Here is a 26,514-nt window from a genome sequence, read left to right on the forward strand (position 1 = left end):
AGGTTCGCGGGTTTTTTGCGTGTTCAGACATTTCGGTTCAACATCCGCAAGCCATTCAAGATGACCAGGATGGTGCTCCCCTCATGGCCAAGCACACCAAACGGCAGTGTGATGGCTTGAAAGAAATTAGAGATGATCAGTACGATGATGACACCGATGGAAAAATAAATGTTTTGTTTGACAATGCGCTGCATTTTTTTTGCCAGACGGATCGAGTAGGCGATACGCGATAAATCGTTTTTCATCAAGATGATATCCGCTGTTTCCAGGGCAACATCTGTGCCTTCTCCCATCGCAATTCCGACTGTGGAAGTGGCAAGTGCAGGGGCATCATTGATGCCGTCTCCGACCATGCCGACGGTGCCATAATTGTCCAGCATATTTTTGATGTAGGTGACTTTGTCGCCTGGCAGGCATTCCGCGATATAATCGTCGACTCCGGTTTCGCTGGCAATGACTTTTGCGGTTTTTTCGTTATCGCCTGTAAGCATAAGACAGTGGATGTCTTTGCTTTTCAGCTCACGGATGGTTGTTTTAACGATTTCACGAACCGTATCTTTCAATGCCATCGCGGCGACGATGCCTTTGCTGTCGCGCACAAACGTGACAGTCTTGCCTTGGTTGGCCAGAGTTTCCAAGAGGCCGCCTTCAAAAGCTTCCGCGTCGCTGGAGCCGACAAATCCCGGTTTGCCGACCAGCAATTGTTCTGCAGCGATGAACGCTTTCAGCCCATATCCGGGCACATCTTCGATTTGGACATTGGGAAGAGGTTCAATTCCTTGCTGGATAATGTAGTCTGTAATTGCTTTTGCTAAAGGATGGTTCGATTGGGATTCAATCCCGGCTACTTTTGCCATGATTTCCTCGCGGTCGACGCCTTCGCGGATAACAAAGTCTGTGACTTCCGGCCTGCCGCGTGTCAGCGTACCCGTTTTGTCGAATGCGATAGCCTTTACTTGGCTTAAATTCTCCAGGTGCATGCCGCCTTTAAAGATGATGCCGCTTTTTGCGCCATTTGAAATCGCTGCCAACGTGGCTGGCATGATGGACGCCACGACAGCGCAAGGTGAGGCCACGGTCAGCAGCACCATCGCCCGGTAGAAAGTGGTCGTCCAGTCCCATCCGAGTATGTAATGCGGGAGAAACAGCATCAGTACGAATACCACCAGCACCACTTTTACATAGGGGCCTTCAACTCGTTCGATATACTGCTGGGAAGGAGATTTCTCGCTTTCCGCTGACTGAACCAGATCAATGATTTTTTGAAACAGTGTTTCGGAACTCGGCTTCGTCATCACCATTGTGATGGCGCCGGTCAAGTTGACGGTGCCTGCAAACAAGGTGTCTTGCTCGTATTTCGAAGCAGGAATCGATTCGCCGTTGATGGCGGATTCATCGACCGCGGTCTGCCCGGAGAGGATTTCGCCATCAACCGGAATGCGTTCGCCCGGTTTGACTGCGACGACATCGCCAGTGTTCAATTCTTTTACCGAAACCCGTTCAGTTTTGCCATCTTTCAACAGCCACGCTTCCTCGGGCTGAAGGTCCATCAACGCAGAAATTTCCTTTCGGCTTTTGTTCATCGTATACGTTTCAAGTGCGCCGCTCAGCGAGAATATGAAAATCAAAATCGCACCTTCAGTCCAATAGCCGATAATGGAAGCGCCGACAGCTGCAAGAATCATTAGAATTTCTACATTGAGATCTTTGTTTTCAATGGTTTTCTTGATGCCGTATTTCGCTTTAGCATAGCCGCCAATGCCGAATGCCAGCAAATAGGCGGCGATATAATAAGGGCTAAGTTCCTGTGTTTCCAAATAATACGCAACAAGAATTAAAATTCCTGATGCAATGGCAGCGATCAATTCGATATTGGTACGGATAAAAGCCATCTCTGCGCCTCCTTCTTGGAGCTGTGACTATTTTAGATTGCAAAGACCCAACAATAAGTCCTTTTTCTTCATATTACCATATAGTTATCCGAATTTTTCATCTATTCAACTGCGCGATGGCAATAAAAAAACCACTGCCTGTGAAGGCAGTGGTTGTTGGATACATTATTGATCTTCAGTTGGACGGGATTTGAATTGCTGCATTTTGTCCTCAAGGTCGTCGACCATGGCAATCAGGCGGTCGATGTCTTCAAGTTCCGTGTTTTCCGGTTCGATGGTATCCAATACTTGCAGGAAGATATTCAAGCGCTGCTTCATATAATCGACTTGCTGTTCTTTATTCGTAATGGATTTTCCCATTTGGTACACCTCTTTCCATCCCTAATAATAGCGGAAACACCGCTATTTTTCAATGAAATCTGGATAAGTAGAATTAATGAATACCAATTCTCGATATTCCGGAAAACAGCCTCGCTTGCCGCGGGCAAGACATGGGCCGAAGCTAGCGCAGCGATGAAGAGACAGGGGCAGAGGTTTTCAGGCGTCTCCGCTGTTTTGCTCCATATCGAGAGATATCCAAGCGACCCGAGCGATTTTCATTCTGCTGCTTCTTTGATGTAACTTATATAGGTAATAAGAGTGATTTAGCCTCTTTCAATGTTTTGAATATTTACTTAATTGTTTTGCTGTGTTAGATTAAGAATAATAACAGCGAGGGGAGGCCGAAGGGAAATCGACGAAACCAATCGTGTTAGAACACTAAGGAGGGGGTTCGTACATTTCGCCGGCAGCTTAGCCGAAGAAATAAGAGCTATGAAAAACCAAGAGGATATTGAAGAAATGTAAAGGCTCAGCCGCGATCTGAAATTCAGACACGGACTGAGCCTTATTTGTTATTTGATAAGTTCGTAGGTTTCAACCACTTCAATGCTGTCTTCCACTGAACGGACCATGGAGCAGTTTTTTCGGGTCAATTCCAAGACGCGGTTCATTTTGGAATCGTCGATATCGCCTTTGATCACAAAGTGGATATGGACTTTCTCAATGCGCCCGGCTTCTTCATCGATCCGAACGACTTCTTTCACTTCGACTTGAATGTCGTCTGCCGGCATCCGTTTTTTCTCCAATACCTTCCGCACAATTCCTGCACTGCAGATGGCCAATGACGCGACCATCAATTGGTACGGGCGGAATCCCAATTCCTCGTTGGTGGAAACGTTCAATGTGCCGAACGGCAAATCTCCCGAAAACCCATTTTCTGTCATGGTAAATTTCATCTAAAATCTCCTCCTTGTGTTAAAATTGTAGCTGAATTCTTTTTAAAATCAAAAGAACGTGCTTACTATAGGAGGAAATATGAAAGATTTATTGAAAAGCGGGCAGGGCAGGTTCTGGATTTTGGTTGCGATCGTCTCCATTTCAGGATTTTCCCAAGGCATGCTATTGCCGCTGATAGCAGTTATTTTCGAGCAAGATGGTGTGTCTTCGGCTTTGAATGGACTTAGTGCCACTGGCCTTTATATTGGTACTTTAGTGATTGCACCATTCATGGAACCCCAATTGCGCCGTTTCGGCTATAAACCTCTGTTATTAGTAGGCGGGGGAATGGTGATTGTTTCGCTCCTGCTGTTCCCATTGTGGAAGAGCGTCTTTTTCTGGTTTTTCCTGCGGATTCTCATCGGTGTAGGCGATCAGGCGCTGCATTTTTCGACGCAGACGTGGATTACCAGTTTTTCTCCCCAACACCGGCTTGGGCGCAATATCGCGATTTATGGCATGTCTTTCAGTATCGGCTTTGGATCAGGGCCGCTTTTTGTTCCGCTGATTGAAGTTTTTGAAGCATTGCCGTTTATCATTTCCGGTTTGCTGTGCTTGGCGGCATGGTCGCTGGTGTTTTTTCTGGACAATGATTTTCCGGAAGTTTCAGTCGGAGCAATGGCGAAGAAAGGGACGCTCGGCCGTTTCAAAGCGGCCCTTGTGCTTGCCTGGGTGGCATTTTTGCCACCGCTTGGCTATGGATTTCTCGAAGCTTCCATTCATGCCATTTATCCGGTCTATGCGCTTCGCCAGTCGATCGAAGTGGAAATGGTCTCCATCATGCTGGCTGCTTTTTCAGTGGGTGCGATTGCGACACAATTGCCGCTTGGCGCATTGAGCGACCGGATCGGCCGGCGAAATGTCCTGTTGTTCGGCTTGCTGGGCGGCATTTTGGCATTTGGTGCGGCCAGCTTTTTTGAAGAGCAAGCTTGGCTGACAGTGGCCTTTTTCGCTGCTGCCGGCATGTGCGTCGGCTCGATGTTTTCGCTCGGCATTTCCTTCATGGCCGATTTGCTTCCTAAAGAATTGTTGCCTACCGGCAATCTGCTTTGCGGCATTGCATTCAGCATCGGCAGTTTATCCGGACCATTCCTGGGCGGGCTGTTTATCGAACACGCTGGCGGATTGAGCTTCCTGCTGCTGATTTCGGTGATGCTGCTGCTTTTATTCTTATTGATCCTGACACGCGGCGGACGCCAATCGGAACAAGCTGCGCTGCAAAAATGAAGTTGAAAATGAAAAAGGGGCACGGACAGCCGAATGGCGTCCGTGCCTCTTTTTGCGTTGCAGCAATTAAAAGCTGTTTATTTTTTTCTTTCCAGCAATGTGACGGCTTCGACTTGCGCAGTTTGCGGGAACATATCGACCGGCTGGATATACTTGATATCGTAGACTTTCGATAATTGCTGCAAATCTTTCGCCAATGTCGAAGGGTTGCACGAAGTGTAGACAAAGCGCTTCGGCTGGACCTTCAAAATCGTTTTCAATAAGGAATCAGCCAAACCGGTGCGCGGCGGGTCCACTGTCAGCACGTCAGGCACAAAACCTTCGCTCGCCCACAGTTCGAGCCATTTCTCTGCAGTACCGGTGACGTATTTCGCTGTAACGCCTTGTTTTTTCGCATTTGCCTTGGCATCGACGACACTTTCGTGGATAACGTCCATGCCGCGGATTTCTTTCGCGCCATCTGCCAGCCACAAGCCGATGGTGCCGACGCCACAATAGGCATCGACGATCGATTCGTTGCCGGTCAATTGCGCGGCACGTTTGATTTCATTGTATAATGCCACGGTCTGGCTCGGGTTCAATTGGAAGAACGCGCGTGCCGACAAGTCGAATGCCAGCTCGCCCAATTCTTCATGGATTGTATCTTTGCCGTAGAGCGTGATGGTTTCATCACCGAATATCAACGATGTTTTTTCTTTATTGATGTTCTGGACGATTGATACAAGGTTGGTATCAATCTTTTGGAGTTTTTCCAGCAAAAGTTCTTTTTGCGGCAATTTCGCGCGCGTAGTGACTAACACCAGCTGGATTTCGCCGGTTTGGACACCGGTTCGGACAACGATGGTCCGGATGATGCCTTTCATCGTTTTGCCGTCGTAAATTGGCATTTTCAATTCTTCCAGAATGCGTTTGACTGCATTCGTAATGACAGTGGTATCGGGATGCTGCACGATGCATTGTTCGATATCGAGCAATTGATGAGAGCCTTCGGCGAAAAGGCCAGCAATGACTTTCGTGCCTTTCAAGCGGGTCTGGAACTGGCTCTTATTGCGGTAGCGCCAAGGATCTTCCATGCCGATCGTGTCTTCAACTTTCACGTTGACGCCTTTCAGGTAACGCTCCAAAGCCTGCATGACAAGATCGCGTTTCTCAACCAGCTGCTGGCTGTATTCCAGGTGCTGCAATTGGCAGCCGCCGCACGCGTCGTAAATCGGGCAAGGCGGCGTCTGGCGATGAGGGGAGGCTGTGCGCATTTTTAAAATGCGGGCTTCCGCAAAATTGCGTTTAACTGTCGTGATTTGTGCGGTGATTTCTTCGCCTGGCAATGCACCGGGCACGAATACGACATTTCGTTTGTAATAGCCGATTCCTTCACCGTTGATGCCAAGCCGTTTGATCGTCAAAGGGAATTTCATCCCCTCTTCGATAATAGGTGTTTCGTTCATTCGGTCACGTCCTTCATATTATGCATCCGTCCATTATAGTCCTATTTATAGATATCAGCCAGTGCTGACGGCAAATCCGGAAAATTGAAACGGAAGCCATGCTGTTCGAGCACTGTCGGCAAGGCGCGCTGGCCAGTTAATACGAGCCGGCTTTTGTCGCCGAGTGCAAGTTTTAAAGCGATGCCAGGAACCGGTATCAAATGCGGGCGGTGCAGGGCATGGCCGATTTCTTTGCCGAACTCTTTCATTCGCTGAGGCTGCGGCGCTGTAACGTTGAAAGCTCCTTCAAGCTCTTTCGTTTCCAGCGCGAATTGAATCGCACGCGCGGCATCGGTGACATGGACCCACGAAACCCATTGCTGGCCTGAGCCGACAGTGCCACCGGCAAACAATTTATAAGGCAATGCCATAAGCGGCAGCGCCCCCGCATTTTTTCCGAGCAGGATGCCGAAGCGTCCATAGGCGACGCGTACGCCGTGGACTTTCGCATGGTCTGCGAGTTTTTCCCAGTCGACGACTGTGCGCGCCAGGAAGTCTGTGCCGGTTTCCGAAGAAGTTTCCGTATAAGTGGCAGTTTCAGAAGCGGGATAAATGCCGATGGCACTGGCATTGATCAATGTCTGCGGTTTATGGATCAATTTACCGATAATCCGCAGCACTTCTTCTGTGGCTTCCATACGGCTATTGTAGATTTCCCGTTTCTGCTGCTCGCTCCAGCGGCCATCATTAATCGATGAACCCGCCAAGTTGACGATGGCATCAATGCCCTCGAGCTGCCGTTCCGGTGCAGCTCCTTCTGTCAGCCATTGGACGTATTTTGTGTTGGGCGTCGATTCTTTCGGGCTTCTTGTTAAAATGTATACAATATGGCCGTTAGTGTGGAAAAGACGTGTTAATTCTTTGCCTAAAAAGCCTGTTCCGCCAGTAATTGCAATCTTCATTCTCATCGCCTCCGTTTCTTCTAATAGTACCCTGAATCGATGCATTTAAGCACTTGAAAGGGTATAATGGATAAGGAAGAGAGGTGCCGGCAGATGCCGATTATTTCTAAAATAACCCGTGGCAAGAACAATCCGGAAAGATACAATATCTATCTTGAGGAAAAGTTCGCCTTCAGTGTCGATGAGGCAGTGCTGATCCGGTATCAGCTGACCAAAGGCAAAGAAGTCGACCAATGGACGCTCGAAGAAATCAATTTCGAAGACGAAGTCCGCAAAGCCTATAATAAAGCCCTATATTACTTGGGGTTCCGGATGCGCAGCGAAGGCGAAGTGCGCACCAAACTGAAAGAAAAAGAATTTGGCGACGCCGTCATCGATGAGGCTGTCAAAAAACTATATACATTCAATTTTTTGGACGACCGCGCATTTTCAGAAGCACTCATGCGGACGCAAGTGAAATCCAGCAAAAAAGGCCCTAAGGCCATCCAGCAGGATATGCAAAAGAGAGGGATTGATAAACAAGTGCAAAAAGACGTCTTGGATTCCTATTCTGAAGAACAGCAATTGGAAGTCGCCAAAGGGCTGGCGGAAAAAATCGCCGCTAAAGAAAGTGCGAAGACGCCGAACCAAATCAAGCAAAAAATAAACGATTCGCTGATGCGCAAAGGCTATTCCTACACGCTCATCAAGCAGGCAATTGCTGACCTGGACTTGGAGAAAGATGAAGACCAATGGACAGAAAGCGTCACTGAACAAGGCGATAAATTATGGAATAAGCACAGCAAGAAGCTGTCGGGCCGTGATTTAGTATCGAAAGTGAAACAGGGGCTTTATCAAAAAGGCTTCCCAGGCGAAGTTATCAGCGAGTATGTTGAGAAAAAGGAGCAAGAAGATGACTGAAGAAAAACGTTACAGCGACATGAATGAACACGAACTGCGTGCGGAGATCGGGCGTTTGAAAGAAAAAGCACGAAAAGCGGAACAGCTTGGCATCGTCAACGAATTTGCAGTGCTGGAACGGAAAGCGGTCATGGCCGCTGCGTATTTGCTGGATCCGGAGGATTTCAAAAAAGGCGAGGTTTACCGCATTGAAGGCGACCCCAACGTCTATTTCCAGATTGATTATTTAAAAGGGCGTTTCGCTTGGGGCTATCGCCTCGGCGGAGAAAAATACACAGAAGCGCTGCCGATTTCAATGCTGCGCCCGCTGAAAGAAGGGAAGTAAACGGATGAATGAGACAATCGAAGAATTGACTGCTGAATTATTAGAGAAGAATCCGAAGCTGTCGGACAAAAAAGCCCGCACCTGGATAGAGCTTCTTGTGTCGGATTTTGAAGCTTCATATGCAAAAGCAGGATATGATTATCAAGGGACGGCTGTTGTGGAGAAAGTGATCCGCCAATGGATCGAAAGCTACGGCGACAAGATCCACGAATTCGCCGGCACCAACCCGAAATATGCACATTTGATAAATGACTCAGTGAATTAAAAAAACGCACACGGCTGTGTGCGTTTTTTCGTGTATTCAGTTGTGGCTGAAATCAAGTTTTTTCCTGAGCTTGTCTTCACTGAAAATCCAGCCGGTGTACGAATTGACCACTTTGTAATTTTCATCGAGATGGGCAACCGCGACAAAGGGATAATAATCATTGCTGCGGTAGCGCAGGTCAATCAGCCGCACTTCATAAATCTTGCCGTATTCGTTAATTTCCCAGCGGTAAAGAGGTGAGAACGACACGAAAGCGGAAAGGTTCTTGTCTTTCAAAGCGGTTTGGAACAAGTGATTGGATTCCGGCAGCGCCAATTTCTCGAACTTGTCGTAGATATTGATGGAACGGCCGTAAGCCTGTCCGACGTAATGGTGCCGATCGGTATCAGCAGCAACGCGCCATTCAAAAAAACGGATGGTCGGAGCAACGATGATGTTCGTCGCGCCAGGAATCGTATTGCGTACTGCATGCTTGACGGCACCTTGCACCGCGAAACGCACGACATAGTAGAAGACCAGCACGAGGTATAGGATTGTCATCGTCCAAACCGGGTTAGAGCCGAATGCCCAGAACATTAACGCCACTAGATGGAGTCCGAAAATAATCGGGTCAAACGTATTGATGACGCCAAGTGCGACCCATCGGTTCGATATGGGCCTAAGCGCCTGTGTCCCGTATGAATTGAAAATATCGACGAAGACATGCAGGAACACCGCGAGGAATGTCCACATCCATAGGTGCAGCAGATCGGCAGAAGGAAATGCGAATCCGATAGCAGCGGTCAACAGGATTGGCCATAACAGCACGGCAGGAATCGAATGCGTGGCGCCTCGGTGATGCCGTATATAAATCGCATTGCTGCGAAGTTTCAGGACAGTATCGATATCCGGAATCTGGGAGCCGATGATGGTGCCCGCGATGACAGCAGTCGCTGTCGCCGGGTGGCTGGCTACAACCGGATCCGCCATTGCAAATCCGCCAAGGGCGATGCCCATAACAATATGTGTACCTGTATCCATTGCCTCATCCCCTTTCATAGGCGGTGAAATTTGGTTGTCGGGCATTGATTTTGATAAAATGAATGTATTCCCTGTATAAAATCTATACCCCGGAATCAGGGCGTATAATCTAAGCGAATGGAGGCAATACCAATAGAATTCGATAGCAAGAAATTCCAAGAAGATTTAATCAGCTGGTTTGCCGAAGAAAAACGCGACTTGCCGTGGCGGCGGACTGCAGACCCATATCAGATATGGATATCCGAAATCATGCTGCAGCAAACGCGGGTTGATACGGTTATCCCTTATTATAAACGCTTTGTCGAGAAATTCCCTACTTTGAATGACTTGGCGAATGCCGAAGAGGAAGTTTTGCTTAAGCAATGGGAAGGCCTTGGGTATTATTCCCGGGCACGCAACCTCCAGGCTGGTGTAAAAGAAGTAGCTGAAAAGTATAATGGCATCGTGCCGTCAACCCGTAAAGAAATCTCTTCGTTGAAAGGTGTCGGGCCTTATACAGCAGGAGCTGTGCTAAGTATTGCCTATGGAGTTCCTGAACACGCGGTAGACGGCAATGTCATGCGTGTGCTGTCTCGGATTCTGCTTGTAGAGGAAGATATCGCAAAGCCGAAAACCCGTAAGACATTCGAAGACGCAGTGATGGAGATCATCAGCCATGAAAATCCGTCTTTCTTCAATCAAGGATTGATGGAACTGGGGGCGTTGATTTGTACGCCGGCGTCGCCTAAATGCCTGCTTTGCCCCGTACGCGAACAATGCGGAGCGTTCCACGAAGGGCGCCAGCATGAGTTGCCAGTAAAAACAAAAGCGAAAAAGAGCAAAGAGCTGCATTATGCGATGCTCGCCATCCGCAGCGGCGAGACCGTATTGATGGAAAAACGGCCGGAATCTGGACTGCTTGCAAATATGTGGCAATTCCCGATGGTTGAAATGGGCGGGGCCGTGTTGCCAGAAGGCCTCGATGAACACCTTTCCGAAAATTTCAAAGGAACGGTGGAAAATACAGAGCAAATTACTTCTTTCAAACATGTCTTTTCTCATTTAACATGGAATGTGGATGGATTTATTGCGCAAGGCGATGGCCTCACCGTGCCTTCCCATATGAAATGGGTGACGGCTGAAGAGCTCGAATTGCTGCCGGTCGCAGGGCCGGTCCGAAAGATGAAAGAAGCTTTACGACAAAGAGGAGATGTTTGAATATGGCAGCACAAAAAGTGGCATTGGTGACAGGAAGCAGCAGAGGGCTGGGCAAAGCATTGGCGATTGCTCTTGCGGAACAAGGATATGACATCGTAGTCAATTACGCGCGCAGCAAAACGGCGGCACTTGATACGGTTAAAGAAATCGAAGCCAGAGGGCAAAAAGCGCTGCTCGTTCGCGCGAATGTCGGCGACGTTGAAAAATTGCGCGGCATGTTCGAAACAATCAAAGAAGAATTCGGCCGGCTGGACGTCTTTGTGTCGAATGCGGCATCCGGCGTACTTCGCCCAGTGATGGAATTGGAAGAATCGCATTGGGACTGGACGATGAACATCAATGCGAAAGCGATGTTGTTCGGTGCACAGGAAGCGGCGAAACTGATGGATAATGGCGGTAAAATCATCGGTATCAGCTCATTGGGGTCCATCCGATATTTGGAAAATTATACCACTATCGGAGTTTCCAAAGCTGCAGTCGAATCAATTACGCGCTATTTGGCAGTCGAACTCGCTCCGAAAGGGATTTCGGTCAATACGGTTTCTGGCGGCGCGATTGATACTGAAGCATTGACGCATTTCCCGAACCGCGAAGAATTATTGAACGATGCGCGTGTCAATACGCCGGCAGGCCGAATGGTTGAGATCGATGATATGGTCAAAGCCGCGCTATTCCTGATTTCTGACAATGCGGATATGATTCGCGGGCAGACGATCATCGTCGATGGCGGCCGTTCAATCGTCATGTGATCCTTCTATACTTAAGCCTTTCTGCCTTTTCGCTGTATGTTTTCAGAATTGATTGATATAATTGTCAAGACGATGAAAATATATACGGTTAGGCGAAAAGGTGGGATGGACATGGCGATTCCCGTGGAGGGAGAAACGATACAAATCCACAGCTACAAACACAACGGCCGAATCCACCGTGTCTGGCAGGAAACTACAGTATTGAAAGGGACTAATAACATAGTGATCGGTGCGAATGAACGGACGATGGTCACTGAATCGGATGGCAGGACATGGTTGACGCGAGAACCGTCAATTTGCTATTTCCATGCAGAACATTGGTTCAATATCATTTGCATGCTGCGTGAAGATGGAGTGTATTATTATTGCAATGTGAGTTCTCCATTCGTTTATAATAATGGCTCGTTGAAGTACATCGATTATGATTTGGATGTTAAAGTGTTTCCTGATATGTCGTATACCTTGCTGGACGAAGACGAATATGAAGACCATAAAAGGCAAATGGGTTATCCGGAAGTGATCGACCAGATTCTCCACCGCAATGTGGAAAAGTTGATTGGCTGGATCAAACAGCGGAGAGGGCCATTTGCCCCGGACTTCATCGACGTTTGGACAAACCGGTATGATTTTTACCGGCAATGCCGTCTTAGTGAATAAATGGAAAACCTGTTGCTCGCCAACAGGTTTTTCGTTTTGAAAGAATGGAGTGAAAGAATTGAGCAACACAAAACCCAGCAGTACGAAACGCTATATGCAATTTGTGAAGCCTTACACCTGGCAGATCATTTTGACAATCATCATCGGTATTTTCAAATTTGCGATTCCCCTGTTCATTCCACTGCTGATTAAAATCGTCATCGATGACATAATCGGTGCAGATGGGTTATCGAGCGATGAAAAACTGGAACAGCTTTACTGGTGGCTCGGCGGAACAGCTATCCTGTTCTTCATTTTCCGTCCGCCAATCGAATACTTCCGGCAATATTATGCACAATTAGTCAGCAATAAAATCCTTTACGATATCCGCCAGCATTTATATGGGCATATGCAGCGGTTGAGTTTGCGCTATTATGCGAACACGCGTGCAGGGGAAATCATTTCACGCGTCATCAATGATGTCGAACAAACCAAAAACTTCGTCATGATCGGGCTCATGAATCTCTGGCTCGATTTGGCGACGATACTGATTGCCATCGGCATCATGCTGACGATGGATGTATCGCTGACGATTGTGGCGCTTCTGGCGTTCCCATTCTATGCATTCAGTGTCAAATTCTTCTTCGGACGGCTGCGTGATTTGACGCGCGAACGTTCGCAGGCATTGGCGAATGTCCAAAGCTATTTGCATGAACGGGTTCAAGGGATGAGCATCATCAAAAGCTTTGCGCTTGAAAAACATGAGCAAAAATTATTCGATGAAACGAATGATGCCTTTTTGGATAAAGCGATCGACCATACGAAATGGAATGCGAAAGCTTTTGCGGTCGTCAACACGATCACCGATATTGCGCCGCTTCTCGTTATCGGGTTTGCTGGTTACCAAGTCATTCAAGGCAACTTGACGCTTGGAACCATGGTGGCGTTCATCGCTTATATTGAACGCCTTTACAATCCGCTCCGCCGCTTGGTAAATTCTTCGACAACATTGACGCAAGCGATCGCATCGATGGACCGTGTGTTCGAATTGGTCGACGAAGAATATGAAGTGACGGACCGCAAAGGTGCGAAAGATTTGAAAGTGGTGGACGGCAAACTGGAATTCCGCGATGTCACTTTCCAATACAATAATGGAGGCACGGAAGTTTTGTCCGATTTGAATTTTACCGTCAAGCCGGGCGAGACCGTAGCATTCGTCGGCATGAGCGGAGGCGGCAAGTCGACGATCGTCTCGCTGATTCCAAGGTTCTATGATGTTACGAGCGGCGGGATTTATATGGACGACCACGATTTGCGCGATGTGACTATCCATACACTGCGCGACCAGATCGGACTTGTTCTGCAGGACTCGATTTTGTTCAGCGATTCAGTGAAATCCAATATTCTAATGGGCAAACCGCATGCCACTGATGCAGAAGTGGAAGCGGCGGCGAAAGCAGCCAATGCCCACGACTTTATCGAATTGCTGCCTGAAGGCTATGATACGAAAGTCGGCGAGCGTGGCGTCAAACTATCTGGCGGCCAGAAGCAGCGCATCGCCATTGCGCGGGTATTCCTGAAGAATCCGCCAATCCTCATTTTGGATGAAGCGACATCTGCGCTTGATCTTGAAAGCGAATCACTGATTCAGGATTCGTTGGAGCGCCTGGCACATGACCGCACCACGCTGATCGTCGCCCACAGGCTATCGACGATTACACATGCGGATCAGATTATCGTCATCGACCATGGAAAGCTGGCCGAAAAAGGCACGCACGATGAATTGATGAAACAACAAGGCGTTTACGCCAGCCTTTTCCAAGTCCAACAATTTGTTTAATAACGAATGGAGCCCCCGAAAACTTCGGGGGCTTTTTTGTACTTATGGGAAAAACTGTGTAATATTTGATAAGCTATTGCAATAATACTAATGTTACGTATAATATAAACACATAGAATTTTCTGATAGATGAAGATGGCAAAGGGGTGGCAATGTGGAAGACCGTAAAAAAATATTGGAAGTTAATGGCTTAAAGACATCCTTTTTCACGGATGACGGCGAGGTGCCTGCGGTTGATGACATAGATTTCTATATCCGTGAAGGCGAAGTGCTGGGGATAGTAGGGGAGTCAGGGTGCGGGAAAAGTGTCACTTCACTGTCAATCATGGGTCTGGTCCCGAGCCCGCCAGGAAAAATTGTCGGCGGGGAAATTTTATTTCAGAATAAGGATTTAACCCATCTCAAGGAAAAAGAGATGCGTGAAATCCGCGGCAATGACATTGCGATGATTTTCCAGGAACCGATGACATCGCTTAATCCGTTGTTCACGATCGGCGACCAATTGCGCGAAGCTGTTAAAATCCATAAACGCGATTGGTCGAAAAAGCAGATCAATGAGCGTGCGGTTGAAATGATGAAACTGGTCGGCTTGCCACGCGCAGAAGGGCTCATGAAAGATTATCCACACCAGCTGTCAGGCGGTATGCGCCAACGGGTCATGATCGCGATGGCGCTGCTGTGCGATCCGAAAGTGCTGATTGCCGATGAGCCGACGACCGCGCTGGACGTAACAATTCAGGCGCAGATTTTAAAGCTCATTAAAAATTTGAATGAACGGTTGGACACTGCCGTGCTTTTGATCACCCACGACCTTGGCGTCGTAGCGGAAACGTGTGAACGGGTTATCGTCATGTATGCCGGCAAAGTGGTTGAAGAAGGTCCGGTGCACACGATTTTCAAAGATCCGCAGCATCCATATACGCGGGGATTGCTGGCATCGGTTCCAGATATGCGCTTTAAGAAAGAACGTCTCTACTCAATTCCTGGGAACGTGCCGAAGCCGGGAACGATCAAAACGGGCTGTAGATTTGCAGCGCGCTGTGAATTCGCATTCGATCGGTGCATTTCTGAAAGCCCGCCGCTTTATTCGACAGCGGAAGACCACCAGACCCGCTGCTTCCTATACGATCCGAAGGAGGTGCAGCCGCATGACAGAACCGTTGTTAAAAGTTGAGGGGCTGAAGAAATATTTCCCGATCAAATCGGGTATTCTCGGCCAAGTGAAAAACTATGTGAAAGCAGTCGATGATGTATCCTTCACGGTCAATGAAGGGGAGACTCTTGGAATCGTAGGTGAATCGGGCTGCGGCAAGTCTACGACTGGCCGGATGCTTATGCGCCTGCTGGAGCCGACAGAAGGCAAAGTTTTTTTTGACGGCAAAGAATTGACCAGCATCTCGAACGCCGATATGCGAAAAATGCGCCGCGATATCCAGATGGTTTTCCAGGACCCGTATGCATCCTTGAATCCAAGGCATACGATTGAAAAGATTCTTATGGAGCCGCTGAATGTCCACGACATCGGCGATCCGAAAGAGCGCAAAAGGAAAGTTCACGAGTTCCTGGAAATCGTCGGCCTCAGCAGCTACCATGCAAAGCGCTATCCGCACCAATTCAGCGGCGGACAGAGACAGCGCATTGGAATTGCGCGGGCTTTGATGACGAATCCGAAATTGATTATCGCAGACGAGCCCGTCTCGGCTCTTGATGTATCGATCCAGGCGCAGGTATTGAACTTGATGCAGGATCTGCAGAAGGAATTGAAACTGACTTATATTTTCATCGCCCACGATCTCGGCGTCGTTCGCCATATCAGTGACCGGGTTGGCGTCATGTACCTTGGGCAAATGGCGGAACTGGCAGACAGCGAAGCGCTTTACGAAAAGCCGCTGCATCCGTACACACAAGCATTGCTTGGCGCAGTACCGGTGCCGGATCCGGATTTTGTCCGCGAAGAAATCATCATCAAAGGCGATGTGCCGAATCCGGCCAACCCGCCGAGCGGCTGCCGTTTCCATACGCGCTGTCCGTTCAAGATGGATATTTGCGAAACCACCGTTCCAATTTTTGCGGAAGTTGAAAAAGGTCATTCTGTAGCCTGCCACCTTTATGAGCAAAGCAGGCCGCAATGATAATAAATAACACAAATGGAGGGGTCAATTTGGGAAAGAAAAAGTTCTTATCACTGGCGTTTCTGATGCTTTTATTGGTATCGACAGCGTTGTTCGGCTGCAGTAGCAATGAAACTTCGGATGATGCCGGAGGAGACAGTGGGGACTCGGGGGATTCTGGAGAACCTAAAACATTGATCTTCGGACGCGGAGGAGATTCAGTGTCATTAGATCCGATTGCCGTAACGGATGGGGAATCGTATAAAGTAACAAAAAACATCTTTGATACATTGGTGAACTTCGGTGAGCAGGATACAGAAGTGAATCCTGGCCTAGCTACTGAATGGGTTGCTGCAGAAGATGGTTTGACGTATACATTCACACTTGAAGAAGGCGTTAAGTTCCATGACGGAACAGATTTCAACGCTGAAGCAGTTGTAGCGAACTTTGAGCGCTGGGCAGGCGGAGACGCTGATACGTTCCCATACTATGGTTCAATGTTCGGCGGATTTGCTGCTGATGAAGGCCATGTAATCGAGTCAGTGACAGCTACTGGCGATTACGAAGTGGAATTCAAGTTGAAACGCCCACAGGCTCCATTCTTGAAAAACTTGGCAATGAGTTCTTTCGGCATCGCATCACCAACAGCGTTTGAAGCTGCTGGCGATAAATTCGGCGATGCACCAGTCGGAACAGGACCATTCAAATTTGTTGAATGGAAACGCAACGATTCTATTACGATTGAAAAGAACGCGGATTACTGGGTAGAAGGCGAACCGAAACTGGATCAAGTCATTTTCCGCTCGATTCCGGATAACTCAGCGCGTTTGAATGCATTATTGTCTGGTGAAATTGACTTGGCAGATGGTATCACACCTTCTGACGGCAAGACAATCGAAGAAAATGCGGATCTTCAGTTATTCGAAAGACCGTCAATGAATGTTGGCTACCTTGGTTTAACGACTACACGTGAACCATTTGACGATCCGAAAGTTCGTCAGGCGATGAACCACGCCATTGACAAGCAAGCTATCGTCGATGCTTTCTTCGAAGGCCGCGGGGAAGTCGCGAAAAATCCGATGCCTCCAGTAATCAACGGCTATAACGATGACATTGAAGGATACGAATATGATCCTGAAAAAGCGAAACAATTATTGGCTGAAGCAGGACTTCCAGACGGCTTCGAAATGGAACTTTATGCAATGCCTGTGCCACGCCCGTATATGCCTGATGGCCAAAAAGTAGCTGAAGCGATTCAGAAAAACTTGGCTGATGTCGGCGTTACAGCGAAAATCGTATCGTTTGAATGGGCAACATACCTTGAAAAAGCTGCAAACGGGGAAGCGGATGCTTTCTTGCTAGGATGGACAGGCGATAACGGCGATGCCGACAACTTCCTTTATGTATTGCTTGATCAGGACAATATCGGTTCAAACAACTACACGTACTACAAAAACCAGGAGTTGCACGATCTATTGATCAAAGCACAAACTGAAGTTGACGAAACAGTTCGTAACGACCTTTACAAACAGGCACAGGAAATCATCCATGCAGACGCTCCTTGGGTTCCACTTGCGCACTCTACACCGTTGTTGGCTGGCGGCAAGAACGTAGTGAACTTTAAGGCTCATCCAACTGGCTCTGATAAACTGGCATCTGTAGATTTAGAGTAGGCATTCAAAGAGGAGAGGTCATCATGATTTCTCCTCTTTTTTTCCTTATTGGATACATAACGCAAGAGATGGAGAGGTGAAGAAAAATGCTTCACTATATTGGAAGAAGGCTGCTGCAATTAATTCCGGTATTGCTGGGAATGACTTTTATCGTATTTTTGATCATCCGCGCAATTCCTGGAGATCCGGCACAAGTCATCCTGGGACAACAGGCTTCTGAAGAGGCAATTAAAGCACTGAGAACCACATTGGGCTTGGATAATCCTTGGTATATTCAATACTTTGATTACCTAAAAGGGTTGTTAACCGGTGATTTGGGGCAATCCCTTCGCACGCGGACCCCAGTCACTGATGAAATCTGGCCTTATTTAGCGGCGACGATTGAGTTGTCTGTTTTTGCTATCGTCATCGCCGTAATTATCGGCATCAATGCGGGAATCATCTCCGCTTGGTTCCAGAATTCATGGTTCGATTATTTAGCGATGATTATTGCGTTGATCGGAGTATCGATGCCGATTTTCTGGCTTGGTTTGATGAACCAGTGGATTTTTTCTATTGAACTGGGCATTTTGCCAACAACTGGGCGAGAGAACGTTCGTGACCCAGTGGAAGTCATCACCAATTTTTACGTAATTGATACAATCATCACTGGCCAATTTGATCAGTTGTCGACCGTATTGAAGCATTTGGTCCTTCCGGGGACTGCGCTGGCAACAATTCCGATGGCGATTATTGCCCGTATGACGCGGTCGAGCATGCTTGAAGTAATGCGTTCGGATTATGTACGTACGGCTCGCGCTAAAGGATTGAAAATGTTTTGGGTTGTCTACAAGCATGCATTGAAAAATGCGATCATTCCGGTTTTGACAATTATCGGGCTTCAAATGGGCTTGCTTTTAGGCGGCGCCATTTTAACGGAAACGATTTTCGGATGGCCAGGAATCGGCCGCTACATCTATGAAGCAATCGGATTCCGTGATTATCCGGTTATCCAATCTGGTATTCTGATCGTGGCGTTCATCTTCGTCATGATCAACTTGTTTGTCGATTTGATTTACAGCTTAGTCGATCCACGCATTAAATATGATTAGAAGGGGGGAAGCAAAAAATGGCTGATGCAGTTACAGATAATAAAGAAGTCAAAATGGAAAAAGTCGCGGGACCTTGGAAAGAGGCCTGGCGCGGATTCCGGAAAAGTAAAGTTGCAGTAGTCGGCATGGGAATCGTCATATTCTTCATCTTGCTCGCGATTTTCGGGCCGCTCTTCACGCCACAGGGAATCAACGAACAAAACCTGTCGCAGCGCCTTTTGCCCCCTTCTGCTGCGAATTGGATGGGGACGGATGACTTTGGCCGCGATATTTTATCACGGATTGTATACGGAGCCAGAATTTCGTTATGGGTCGGCTTTTTAGCAGTAATCGCTTCAGTGGTTGTCGGCAGTATCTTGGGCATCCTGGCAGGCTATTACGGCAAATGGGTGGATACGATCATATCCCGGATTTTTGATATCATGCTCGCATTCCCGAGTATTTTATTGGCGATTGCTGTTGTTGCGGTTCTTGGGCCATCGCTCCGGAACGCATTGATAGCGATTGCCATCATCAACGTGCCGAACTTTGGCCGTCTGATCCGTTCGAAAGTGCTGAGCATCAAGGAAGACGAATACATCATGTCAGCGAAAGCAATCGGCATGAAAGACAATCGAATTTTATTTTCCCACATATTGCCAAATTCCATGGCGCCTGTTATTGTACAAGGCACTCTGGCGATTGCAACAGCAATCATCGAAGCGGCAGCTCTTGGATTTCTTGGGCTTGGGGCACAGGCGCCTTCGCCTGAATGGGGCAAAATGTTGGCGGATTCGCGGTCTTATCTGACAAATGCACCATGGACGATGATTTTCCCGGGGATTGCCATTATGTTGACAGTATTGGGCTTCAATTTGATGGGCGATGGCCTGCGGGATGCACTTGATCCACGCATGAAGTCATAATAAAAAGTGCCGGACAATTTTTTGTCCGGCACTTTTTTATATGGCTTTTTCAATTTCAGAAGCAATTTCATCTGAATGATAATTGTGGTAAGCGATGATCAATAAATCCAAATGCTCCAGCTGTTCTTCGTAGTCGATGATTGCCGATAAAACGTGCATAAGATGATAGATGGAAAATTCGTTGCCTTCCTGTTCATGGGCAATGTTGATTTCCTTTACGAAAACAGCCATCATTTCCTGCCTTTTTTCTGCAGCGTCGACTCCGGAAGTTTCGCTATGTTCAGGCCGCAGTTTGCCAACATATTTCATATAAAGCTGTTCGTGGTAGCTGGCAAGGCTTTCAAGGCGGTCCTGCACCATCAAGTGAAAATGTTCCGGCAGGTCGGTCAATTCGTTTTCGAAACGGTGCAGCCGCTTTAGAACTTCCAGGCTTTTCTTTGAAGTGGCGATCATTTGGCGGTAAAGCACCAGTTTACGTGCTTTCGTATATTGCTGTTTTTTCGTGTAGCTCCGTTCATCTTTGTAAAATGAATACCATTGATCCACCTTATCCAATTTATTGCTGAGGCGTTCGATGTCTTCTTTTAACGATGTATGTGCGGACGCATGGCGAATGGACACGCGGATCCAGCGGATAACTTCTTCGCTGACTTCATGGATAGAAGTGAAGAGCCGTGTTTCGTATTTCGGCGGCAGAAAAATCAAATTGACGCTGAATGATGCCAAAATACCGAGCAAGACGGTTCCGAACCGCAATGCAGCAAAAGATAAGAAGTTGGGGTCATGTGATTCCATGATGGCAATAATTGTGACCAAGGTTAAGGGCACAGTGCTTTCCAGCTTCAGCTTCAACATGATGACAATTGCAAGAACTGCTGCCAGTCCAATGGTCAAGTAGTTAGAGCCCAATGTTAAAACGAAAATCACCGCAATGGCAGCGCCGATTAAATTCCCATAAACTTGGTCCAGCACAGTCAGGTAGGAACGGTAAATAGACGGCTGAATCGCAAAAATCGCCGCAATTCCCGCAAAGACAGGGGAAGGGAGATCCAGTAAATTCGCTAAAAACAAGGCGAACGAAATGGCGATTCCGGTTTTAAATATACGTGCACCTAATTTCATGGGCTTTGGTCTCCTTTCCTCTGTATATTTTCAATCAGTTAAAGCTGGCGGAACGCTTCACGAACCGCTTCTATAGAAGTTTCTACATCTTCAAGTGTGTGTTCAGTGGTCAAAAACCATGCTTCGTATTTAGACGGTGCAAGATTGATTCCCTGTGCAAGCATAAGTTTGAAGAATCTGGCGAAAACCTCACCGTCGGATGCTTCTGCCTGTTCATAGTTCTGGACTTTCTGGTCAGTGAAATAAATGGTTAGTGCGCCTTTTAAGCGGTTGATTGTGATAGTAACATCGAATTCTTCAGCTGCTGCTAAAATCCCTTTTTCCAATACGGCGCCGAGTTTGTCCATTTTATCGTAAACTCCGTCTTTTTGGAGAACTTCAAGGCAAGCGATGCCCGCTTGGATAGAAGCCGGATTTCCTGCCATCGTACCAGCTTGGTAAGCCGGGCCGAGCGGCGCGACAGTTTCCATGATTTCTTTTTTGCCCCCATAAGCCCCGATCGGCAATCCACCGCCGATGATTTTTCCGAGAGCGGTTAAATCAGGAGTCAAGCCAGACAAGTCCTGCGCACCGCCGTAATGGAAGCGGAATGCTGTGATGACTTCATCATAAACGATCAAAGCGCCTTTTTCCGAAGCGAGGCGGTGTACTTCTTCCAAAAAGCCGGGAAGCGGTTCGACAATGCCGAAGTTGCCGACAATTGGCTCTACCAGGATGCAAGCAAGTTCATCGCCCCATTGGTTCATCGCTTCAGAAAATGCAGCAGGGTCGTTGAAAGGAACGGTAATGACTTCTTCTGCAATCGTCTTCGGAACGCCAGCTGAATCCGGAATCCCTAATGTCGCAGGGCCTGATCCCGCAGCAACCAGTACTAAATCGGAATGGCCGTGGTAGCAGCCAGCAAATTTCATGACCTTCGTGCGCCCCGTATAGGCGCGAGATACGCGAATCGTTGTCATCACGGCTTCGGTGCCGCTATTGACGAAACGGACTTTGTCCATTTTCGGCATTGCTTCTTTCAGCATTTTGGCGAATTTGATTTCATGGCGTGTCGGTGTCCCGTAGAGGAGACCGGTTTCAGCTGCATGGCTGATCGCTTTTGTAATATGAGGATGGGCATGCCCCGTAATGATCGGACCGTATGCTGCCAAGTAATCGATGTATTTATTGCCGTCAACGTCCCAGAAGTAAGCGCCTTTCGCCCGTTCCATGACGACAGGCGAACCGCCGCCGACTGCTTTATACGATCGAGACGGGCTGTTGACGCCGCCGACGATGTGTTCGAGTGCTTCTGTATGGAGCTCTTCGGATGTGGAATGATTCATAAATAATTGCCTCCCAGTTTAATCTCTTACTTATTGTAGACAATATCGCTGTTAAACGCCAAAGAAATTGAAAGTGCATCGCTGGTCCGGTACGATAGAAGTATGAAAAGGAGTGATGGAGATGATCGTGTCAGAAGGAATGGCAGCACCTGATTTCTCATTGAAAAACGAAGCGGGGGAAACGGTATCATTGGCAGATTTTGCGGGCAAAAAATATGTGGTTTTGTATTTTTATCCGAAAGATATGACGCCTGGCTGCACAACGCAAGCTTGTGATTTCCGCGATGCGGAAAAAGACTTTTCTGAATTGAACGCTGTCATTTTAGGGGTCAGCGCAGACTCTGAAAAGCAGCATACGAAATTCATTGAAAAACACGGTCTGCCGTTTTCGTTGCTGGTCGATGAAGACCACAAGATTTCAGAAGCCTATGGGGTATGGGTGGAGAAAAAAATGTACGGCAAGGAATTCATGGGAATCGAACGTTCCACTTTCTTGATCGATCCGACCGGAACCGTCATTAAGGAATGGCGGAAAGTAAAAGTGCCGGGCCATATTCAGGAAGTACTGGAAACCATCAAGACGGTTACGAATCAGTAAAAGGGGAGAGCGTATATGGAAGTCCTATTCACATTTTTGCCGAAAGATCACCAGCAGCAGCTGCTGCGGGAAGAATTTCCGGAAGTTCAGTTCCATTTTACGTATAAGGACAAGACGCATTTGCCGGACGCGCAAGTCCTGGTAACATACGGGGAAGATATCTGTGCGGAAGACATCGAAGCGGCGCGCAAACTGAAATGGATCATGGTAGCCAGCGCCGGTATCGAGAAAATGCCGCATGAAGCGATTGCGGCGCGAGGCATTACCGTCTCAAATGTCAAAGGGATCCACAAAACGCCTATGGCAGAGTCGGTTTTGGCACATATCCTGTCGTTAAAGCGTTCGCTGCCTTTTATCTACGAGAGCCAGCAAAAAGGGGAATGGAACCGCAAAACCGGTTCGTCGGAATTGCGCGGTTCGACTGCGCTGATTCTCGGACCTGGTGCCATCGGTTCCGAAATCGGCCGCTTGCTGCAGGCATTCGGCGTGCAAACGATCGGCTGCAACCGCACCGGGAAAGCTTCTGAATATATGGAAGAAATGGTGCCGTTCGAGAGCATCCTTGAAATGCTGCCAAAAGCGGATATTGTCATTTCGGTGCTTCCAAGTACAGAAGAAACCCGGAATATGTTAAGGAAAGAGCATTTCGCGGCAATGAAAAATGACGCCATTTTCATGAATTTCGGCCGCGGGGATTTGTTTGAGGATGAAACCTTGATCGAAGCGCTGGAAACGAATGAAATCGGTACGGCTGTTTTGGATGTTTTCTCGCAAGAGCCTCTGCCATCTGACCATCCATATTGGCGTATGTCAAATATTGTTATTTCTCCGCATGCGTCCAGCCATTCAGGCAAATACGTGGAACGTGCACTTCAGGTCTTTGTTCCGAATTTGAAAAAATGGCTTTCGAAAAATGAAGAACCGACAAATCTGGTCAGCATGGAAAAGGGGTATTGACGTGAAAATCTATACAAAGACCGGCGATAAAGGAACCACCTCGCTTGTGTACGGCACGCGGGTAGCGAAAAATGATCCATTGGTGGAAGCGTACGGGACTTGTGATGAAGCAAATTCAGCCATTGGCGTGGCAATTAGCCACATGGCAACGGAATTTTTTCAGGAAAAAGAGGAACTGGATGCTGTTTTCTATGAAATTCAGACGGTTTTATTCCATGTGGGGGCTGAACTGGCGACGCCTAAGGGAAAAGAAGTGAAATGGAAACTGACCGAAGAAGACATCGGGAAGTTGGAGCAGTGGATTGACCGCTTTGACGCGGAAGTGCCGCCTTTGTCCAATTTCATCCTGCCCGGGGGACATCCAGCTGGAGCAGGCTTGCATCTGGCGCGTACAATCGTACGGCGGGCAGAACGCTCTGCGATTTCCATCGGTGAAGAAGTATCGCCGAACGTCTTGGCCTATTTGAACCGCTTGTCCGATTTTCTGTTCGTAGCTGCCCGGCTGATCAATATGCGTTTGGGCCGAAAAGAGAAGGATCTTCACCAATCGTAAAATGAGCCAATGCCGTCAAAGCCCTTGGATATAGTGATTTCTTGACATTCGCCCTCCTGCTTAGGTACACTAATTATAACGATTATAATGTAAGAATCTATGAAGTGAGGTGCACAGCGATGTCTGAAGTCCATTTAAAAGACGCGCTAGAGACATTGAAGTCTACAGGTGTCCGAATCACTCCGCAACGGCATGCCATCCTGGAGTTTATGATTCATTCTACGGCGCACCCGACAGCGGATGATATTTATCGAGCGCTGGAAAAAACGTTCCCAAATATGAGTGTAGCAACTGTATATAATAATTTGCGCGTTTTTAAAAGCGCAGGACTTGTGAAGGAGCTAACATACGGCGATTCTTCCAGCCGATTTGATTTTGTGACCAACGACCATTACCACGTAATCTGCAACGATTGCGGAAAGATTGTCGATTTCCATTATCCCGGCCTGGACGAAGTGGAGCAGCTTGCTTCACACGTTACCGGATTCCAAGTCGATTACCATCGCCTTGAAATTTATGGGACATGCCAGCAATGCAGCGGGAAGTCCGCTCAAGCCCAATAAGAAACGAGCATGAAAGCCATGCTCGTTTTTTTATTTGAGATTATTTATGGGCATATAAAAATCCGCCGCAGGTTTTCATCTGCGGCGGATTTTATTTGGTAAAATCAAATTCAGCTATTCTTTTTATTGTAATCGACATCGAACTCTTTGCCTTCAAGCTCCGGATCCATTGTCAGCGGTTCACGGCAATGCATGCACATGTCGACGCGTCCAAGCATTTTCGTATGTCGGCCGCAATTCGGGCATTGGACGGGTACGGTCTTCATGGACAACAGGCCGATCCAAGCGTAAGTGGCTGTGCTGCCGATAATGGCGAGCAATCCGAGCAGCATGAAAATAACCATTACAACTGGATAGTCTTTGAAGTAAATGCCAGCATACATGATGACGATTCCAATGAAGATAAGTGCCAAGGCAAAAGTCCGGATACGGTTGATTTTATTTTTATAAGGTTTCATAAATTCTTTCCTCCTTGCATCCATCATACTATATCATAATCAAACGGAAAAAGTGATAATGGTTCATCGATGCAGGAATAGGGAATAAATATGTCGAAATAGAGAATGCAGATAGACATGCAAGGAGTGGAAACAGATGGAACAAATTCTAAGACCGATTTATCAGGAGCGGGCAAGCCAGGAAAGTACGCTTGGCGTTATTCTGGTTGAAAAGCGGGAGAAGGTGAGCCCGATTACGGATACCTTTGATTCAATCCTGCTCATCATTACTAAAGAAAACGAAACCTCCGTTTATACAAAACATTATACGTATTTAGATAAAAAAGCAGCGATGCACATTGTAACGGAGAAGCAGTTGAAAAAATGGCTGTTGCTCGGAACCAACCGAAAAATCGTTGATTGGCTATTTCATGGACGCATTATCTATGACCGCAATGAATTTATGCAAAAGCTGAAAACTGAGCTGAAGGATTATCCTTTTTACGGGCGCAAGATTAAGATGGGGATGGAGTTTGCGAAGCTGATCCGCCGCTACCAGGAAGGCAAAGTCTTTTTCGAAGGAAAAAACTATTTGGATGCGTATCATCATATAGTAGAATCCCTTCATCATTTGGCGAGGCTTGCAGTGCTGGAAAATGGTTTGCCGCCGGAAGTTACGGTATGGACGCAGGTAAAACAGATGGAACCGGCGATATACAAACTCTATGAAGAATTGGTGATGAGCGATGAGCCGCTGGAAAAAAGGCTGGAGCTTTTATTCCTTGCAAGCGAATTTCTCATTCATTCGCGGACGAAAGATGGAGCGCGCCATATCCGCGAAGTGATGGAACAAAAGCAGCGCTGGACAATCCAGGAGCTTCACGAGCAGGAAGAGCTGAGAAATTATTCTTCGAACCTCGAGGTGTTCATTGAATACCTGATCGACAAGGATCTGATTTCGGTGGAGAGTGTCAACACGAAAAGCGAAGGCATCTTTCACCGCTACTATTATGTAGAGAATTGAAACACGACAAGCTAAAGCGGAGCCGGCCTTTTGATGACAAAGGCCAGCTTTTCCCTGTTCGGAGCAGAGGGCGGCAGTTTGAGAATTTCCGAATAGCTTTCCCTTTTAAAAAAAATGCAGATTTTTTATATTTATCGTTGACACAGCCATAGGTATCGTATTATGATAATACACGTCGCTAAGAGAGAAACAGTTTTTCGCAATAATAAAAAATGCAAAAAACGCTTGACTCTTCTGGACGTCGATGATAAATTAGAGAAGTCGCTTTTACAGGACGGAAAACAAACATGAACCTTGAAAACTGAACAGCAAAACGTCAACGAAAGACGTCACGAGCGCCTTGGCGCGCGAACGGCTTTTGCGAGGGTTGCCTTTGGCAATCGGAGCAAAGCTTTTCAAAC

At 47.5% G+C, this 26,514-nt stretch carries 27 protein-coding genes; 18 read left to right on the forward strand and 9 right to left on the reverse strand.

Going from position 1 to position 26,514, the window contains the following annotated elements; all coding sequences use genetic code 11:
- Positions 1-23: 23 nt before the first annotated feature.
- From QMA09_RS15345 to QMA09_RS15355, 3 genes are all read right to left on the reverse strand, one after another.
- The gene (locus QMA09_RS15345; RefSeq protein WP_290213740.1) at positions 24-1,892 is read right to left on the reverse strand and encodes a heavy metal translocating P-type ATPase; all 1,869 of its coding nucleotides are present in this window, start codon (positions 1,890-1,892) and stop codon (positions 24-26) included.
- A gap of 165 nt (positions 1,893-2,057) precedes the next feature.
- Positions 2,058-2,252, reverse strand: coding sequence for an SE1561 family protein (locus tag QMA09_RS15350; protein ID WP_135505159.1), 195 nt, complete (start codon positions 2,250-2,252; stop codon positions 2,058-2,060).
- A 533-nt stretch (positions 2,253-2,785) separates the two neighbouring features.
- Positions 2,786-3,169: an OsmC family protein gene (locus tag QMA09_RS15355; RefSeq protein WP_290213741.1), complete on the reverse strand. Its 384-nt coding sequence runs from the start codon at positions 3,167-3,169 to the stop codon at positions 2,786-2,788.
- A gap of 79 nt (positions 3,170-3,248) precedes the next feature.
- On the opposite strand from QMA09_RS15355, the gene QMA09_RS15360 reads away from it, so the two are divergent.
- Positions 3,249-4,436 (forward strand): MFS transporter, encoded by a 1,188-nt coding sequence (locus QMA09_RS15360; protein ID WP_290213742.1) that lies wholly within the window; start codon positions 3,249-3,251, stop codon positions 4,434-4,436.
- 77 nt (positions 4,437-4,513) lie between these two features.
- Here QMA09_RS15360 and rlmD read toward each other — a convergent pair whose 3' ends face one another.
- Positions 4,514-5,881 (reverse strand): 23S rRNA (uracil(1939)-C(5))-methyltransferase RlmD, encoded by a 1,368-nt coding sequence (gene rlmD, locus QMA09_RS15365; protein ID WP_290213743.1) that lies wholly within the window; start codon positions 5,879-5,881, stop codon positions 4,514-4,516.
- A 41-nt stretch (positions 5,882-5,922) separates the two neighbouring features.
- On the reverse strand, positions 5,923-6,822 hold the full coding sequence (locus tag QMA09_RS15370; protein ID WP_290213744.1) for a TIGR01777 family oxidoreductase: 900 nt from the start codon (positions 6,820-6,822) through the stop codon (positions 5,923-5,925).
- Between the two features lie 93 nt (positions 6,823-6,915).
- Here QMA09_RS15370 and recX point away from each other — a divergent pair, with 93 nt between their 5' ends.
- Genes recX through QMA09_RS15385 form a run of 3 tightly spaced genes read left to right on the forward strand, consistent with a single transcriptional unit; the run spans position 6,916 to position 8,312 of the window.
- The gene (gene recX / locus QMA09_RS15375) at positions 6,916-7,722 is read left to right on the forward strand and encodes a recombination regulator RecX (protein WP_135505149.1); all 807 of its coding nucleotides are present in this window, start codon (positions 6,916-6,918) and stop codon (positions 7,720-7,722) included.
- On the forward strand, positions 7,715-8,047 hold the full coding sequence (locus tag QMA09_RS15380; protein WP_135505147.1) for a YfhH family protein: 333 nt from the start codon (positions 7,715-7,717) through the stop codon (positions 8,045-8,047). The genes recX and QMA09_RS15380 overlap by 8 nt, the downstream gene beginning before the upstream one ends.
- A 4-nt stretch (positions 8,048-8,051) precedes the next feature.
- Positions 8,052-8,312, forward strand: a complete 261-nt coding sequence (locus QMA09_RS15385) for a YfhJ family protein (protein ID WP_290213745.1) — start codon at positions 8,052-8,054, stop codon at positions 8,310-8,312.
- A gap of 36 nt (positions 8,313-8,348) precedes the next feature.
- Here the strand turns inward: QMA09_RS15385 and QMA09_RS15390 are convergent, their stop codons facing one another.
- On the reverse strand, positions 8,349-9,332 hold the full coding sequence (locus QMA09_RS15390; protein ID WP_290213746.1) for a metal-dependent hydrolase: 984 nt from the start codon (positions 9,330-9,332) through the stop codon (positions 8,349-8,351).
- Between the two features lie 117 nt (positions 9,333-9,449).
- Between QMA09_RS15390 and mutY the strand changes: the two genes are divergently transcribed.
- The 9 genes from mutY (at position 9,450) to nikC (ending at position 19,534) form a co-directional block, all read left to right on the forward strand.
- A complete protein-coding gene (gene mutY, locus QMA09_RS15395; protein WP_290213747.1) occupies positions 9,450-10,529 on the forward strand; it encodes an A/G-specific adenine glycosylase in 1,080 nt (359 codons plus the stop codon).
- Between the two features lie 2 nt (positions 10,530-10,531).
- Entirely contained in the window at positions 10,532-11,278 is a 747-nt protein-coding gene (gene fabL / locus QMA09_RS15400) for an enoyl-[acyl-carrier-protein] reductase FabL (RefSeq protein WP_135505139.1), read from the forward strand.
- 111 nt (positions 11,279-11,389) lie between these two features.
- Positions 11,390-11,935, forward strand: a complete 546-nt coding sequence (ntdP, locus tag QMA09_RS15405; protein ID WP_290213748.1) for a nucleoside tri-diphosphate phosphatase — start codon at positions 11,390-11,392, stop codon at positions 11,933-11,935.
- 94 nt (positions 11,936-12,029) lie between these two features.
- Positions 12,030-13,754 (forward strand): ABC transporter ATP-binding protein, encoded by a 1,725-nt coding sequence (locus QMA09_RS15410; RefSeq protein WP_135505137.1) that lies wholly within the window; start codon positions 12,030-12,032, stop codon positions 13,752-13,754.
- A 154-nt stretch (positions 13,755-13,908) separates the two neighbouring features.
- Entirely contained in the window at positions 13,909-14,928 is a 1,020-nt protein-coding gene (locus tag QMA09_RS15415) for an ABC transporter ATP-binding protein (RefSeq protein ID WP_135505135.1), read from the forward strand.
- Complete coding sequence (locus QMA09_RS15420; protein WP_135505133.1) at positions 14,903-15,886, forward strand: ABC transporter ATP-binding protein; 984 nt, start codon at positions 14,903-14,905, stop codon at positions 15,884-15,886. The genes QMA09_RS15415 and QMA09_RS15420 overlap by 26 nt, the downstream gene beginning before the upstream one ends.
- Before the next feature lie 29 nt (positions 15,887-15,915).
- Complete coding sequence (locus tag QMA09_RS15425; protein WP_135505131.1) at positions 15,916-17,538, forward strand: ABC transporter substrate-binding protein; 1,623 nt, start codon at positions 15,916-15,918, stop codon at positions 17,536-17,538.
- 86 nt (positions 17,539-17,624) lie between these two features.
- Entirely contained in the window at positions 17,625-18,629 is a 1,005-nt protein-coding gene (locus tag QMA09_RS15430; protein WP_135505130.1) for an ABC transporter permease, read from the forward strand.
- Between the two features lie 17 nt (positions 18,630-18,646).
- Positions 18,647-19,534 (forward strand): nickel transporter permease, encoded by an 888-nt coding sequence (gene nikC / locus QMA09_RS15435; RefSeq protein WP_290213749.1) that lies wholly within the window; start codon positions 18,647-18,649, stop codon positions 19,532-19,534.
- Between the two features lie 36 nt (positions 19,535-19,570).
- Here the strand turns inward: nikC and QMA09_RS15440 are convergent, their stop codons facing one another.
- Positions 19,571-20,656, reverse strand: a complete 1,086-nt coding sequence (locus QMA09_RS15440; protein WP_135505126.1) for an FUSC family protein — start codon at positions 20,654-20,656, stop codon at positions 19,571-19,573.
- A 38-nt stretch (positions 20,657-20,694) separates the two neighbouring features.
- Positions 20,695-21,981, reverse strand: a complete 1,287-nt coding sequence (locus tag QMA09_RS15445) for a glutamate-1-semialdehyde 2,1-aminomutase (protein ID WP_290213750.1) — start codon at positions 21,979-21,981, stop codon at positions 20,695-20,697.
- Positions 21,982-22,102: 121 nt separating this feature from the next.
- Here QMA09_RS15445 and bcp point away from each other — a divergent pair, with 121 nt between their 5' ends.
- The 4 genes from bcp to perR all read left to right on the forward strand — a co-directional run bounded on the left by bcp (position 22,103) and on the right by perR (position 24,652).
- On the forward strand, positions 22,103-22,579 hold the full coding sequence (gene bcp, locus QMA09_RS15450; protein ID WP_290213751.1) for a thioredoxin-dependent thiol peroxidase: 477 nt from the start codon (positions 22,103-22,105) through the stop codon (positions 22,577-22,579).
- Positions 22,580-22,594: 15 nt separating this feature from the next.
- Positions 22,595-23,536 (forward strand): D-2-hydroxyacid dehydrogenase, encoded by a 942-nt coding sequence (locus QMA09_RS15455; RefSeq protein ID WP_290213752.1) that lies wholly within the window; start codon positions 22,595-22,597, stop codon positions 23,534-23,536.
- A gap of 1 nt (position 23,537) precedes the next feature.
- Positions 23,538-24,089 (forward strand): cob(I)yrinic acid a,c-diamide adenosyltransferase, encoded by a 552-nt coding sequence (locus QMA09_RS15460; protein WP_290213753.1) that lies wholly within the window; start codon positions 23,538-23,540, stop codon positions 24,087-24,089.
- Positions 24,090-24,208: 119 nt separating this feature from the next.
- Positions 24,209-24,652: a peroxide-responsive transcriptional repressor PerR gene (perR, locus tag QMA09_RS15465; protein WP_135505116.1), complete on the forward strand. Its 444-nt coding sequence runs from the start codon at positions 24,209-24,211 to the stop codon at positions 24,650-24,652.
- Positions 24,653-24,762: 110 nt separating this feature from the next.
- Here perR and QMA09_RS15470 read toward each other — a convergent pair whose 3' ends face one another.
- A complete protein-coding gene (locus tag QMA09_RS15470) occupies positions 24,763-25,110 on the reverse strand; it encodes a YgzB family protein (protein WP_135505114.1) in 348 nt (115 codons plus the stop codon).
- Between the two features lie 136 nt (positions 25,111-25,246).
- Between QMA09_RS15470 and QMA09_RS15475 the strand changes: the two genes are divergently transcribed.
- Positions 25,247-26,113 (forward strand): nucleotidyltransferase-like protein, encoded by an 867-nt coding sequence (locus tag QMA09_RS15475; RefSeq protein ID WP_135505112.1) that lies wholly within the window; start codon positions 25,247-25,249, stop codon positions 26,111-26,113.
- Positions 26,114-26,514: the final 401 nt, after the last annotated feature.

Source organism: Planococcus sp. APC 3906 (assembly GCF_030407685.1).
Lineage (GTDB): Bacteria > Bacillota > Bacilli > Bacillales_A > Planococcaceae > Planococcus > Planococcus koreensis.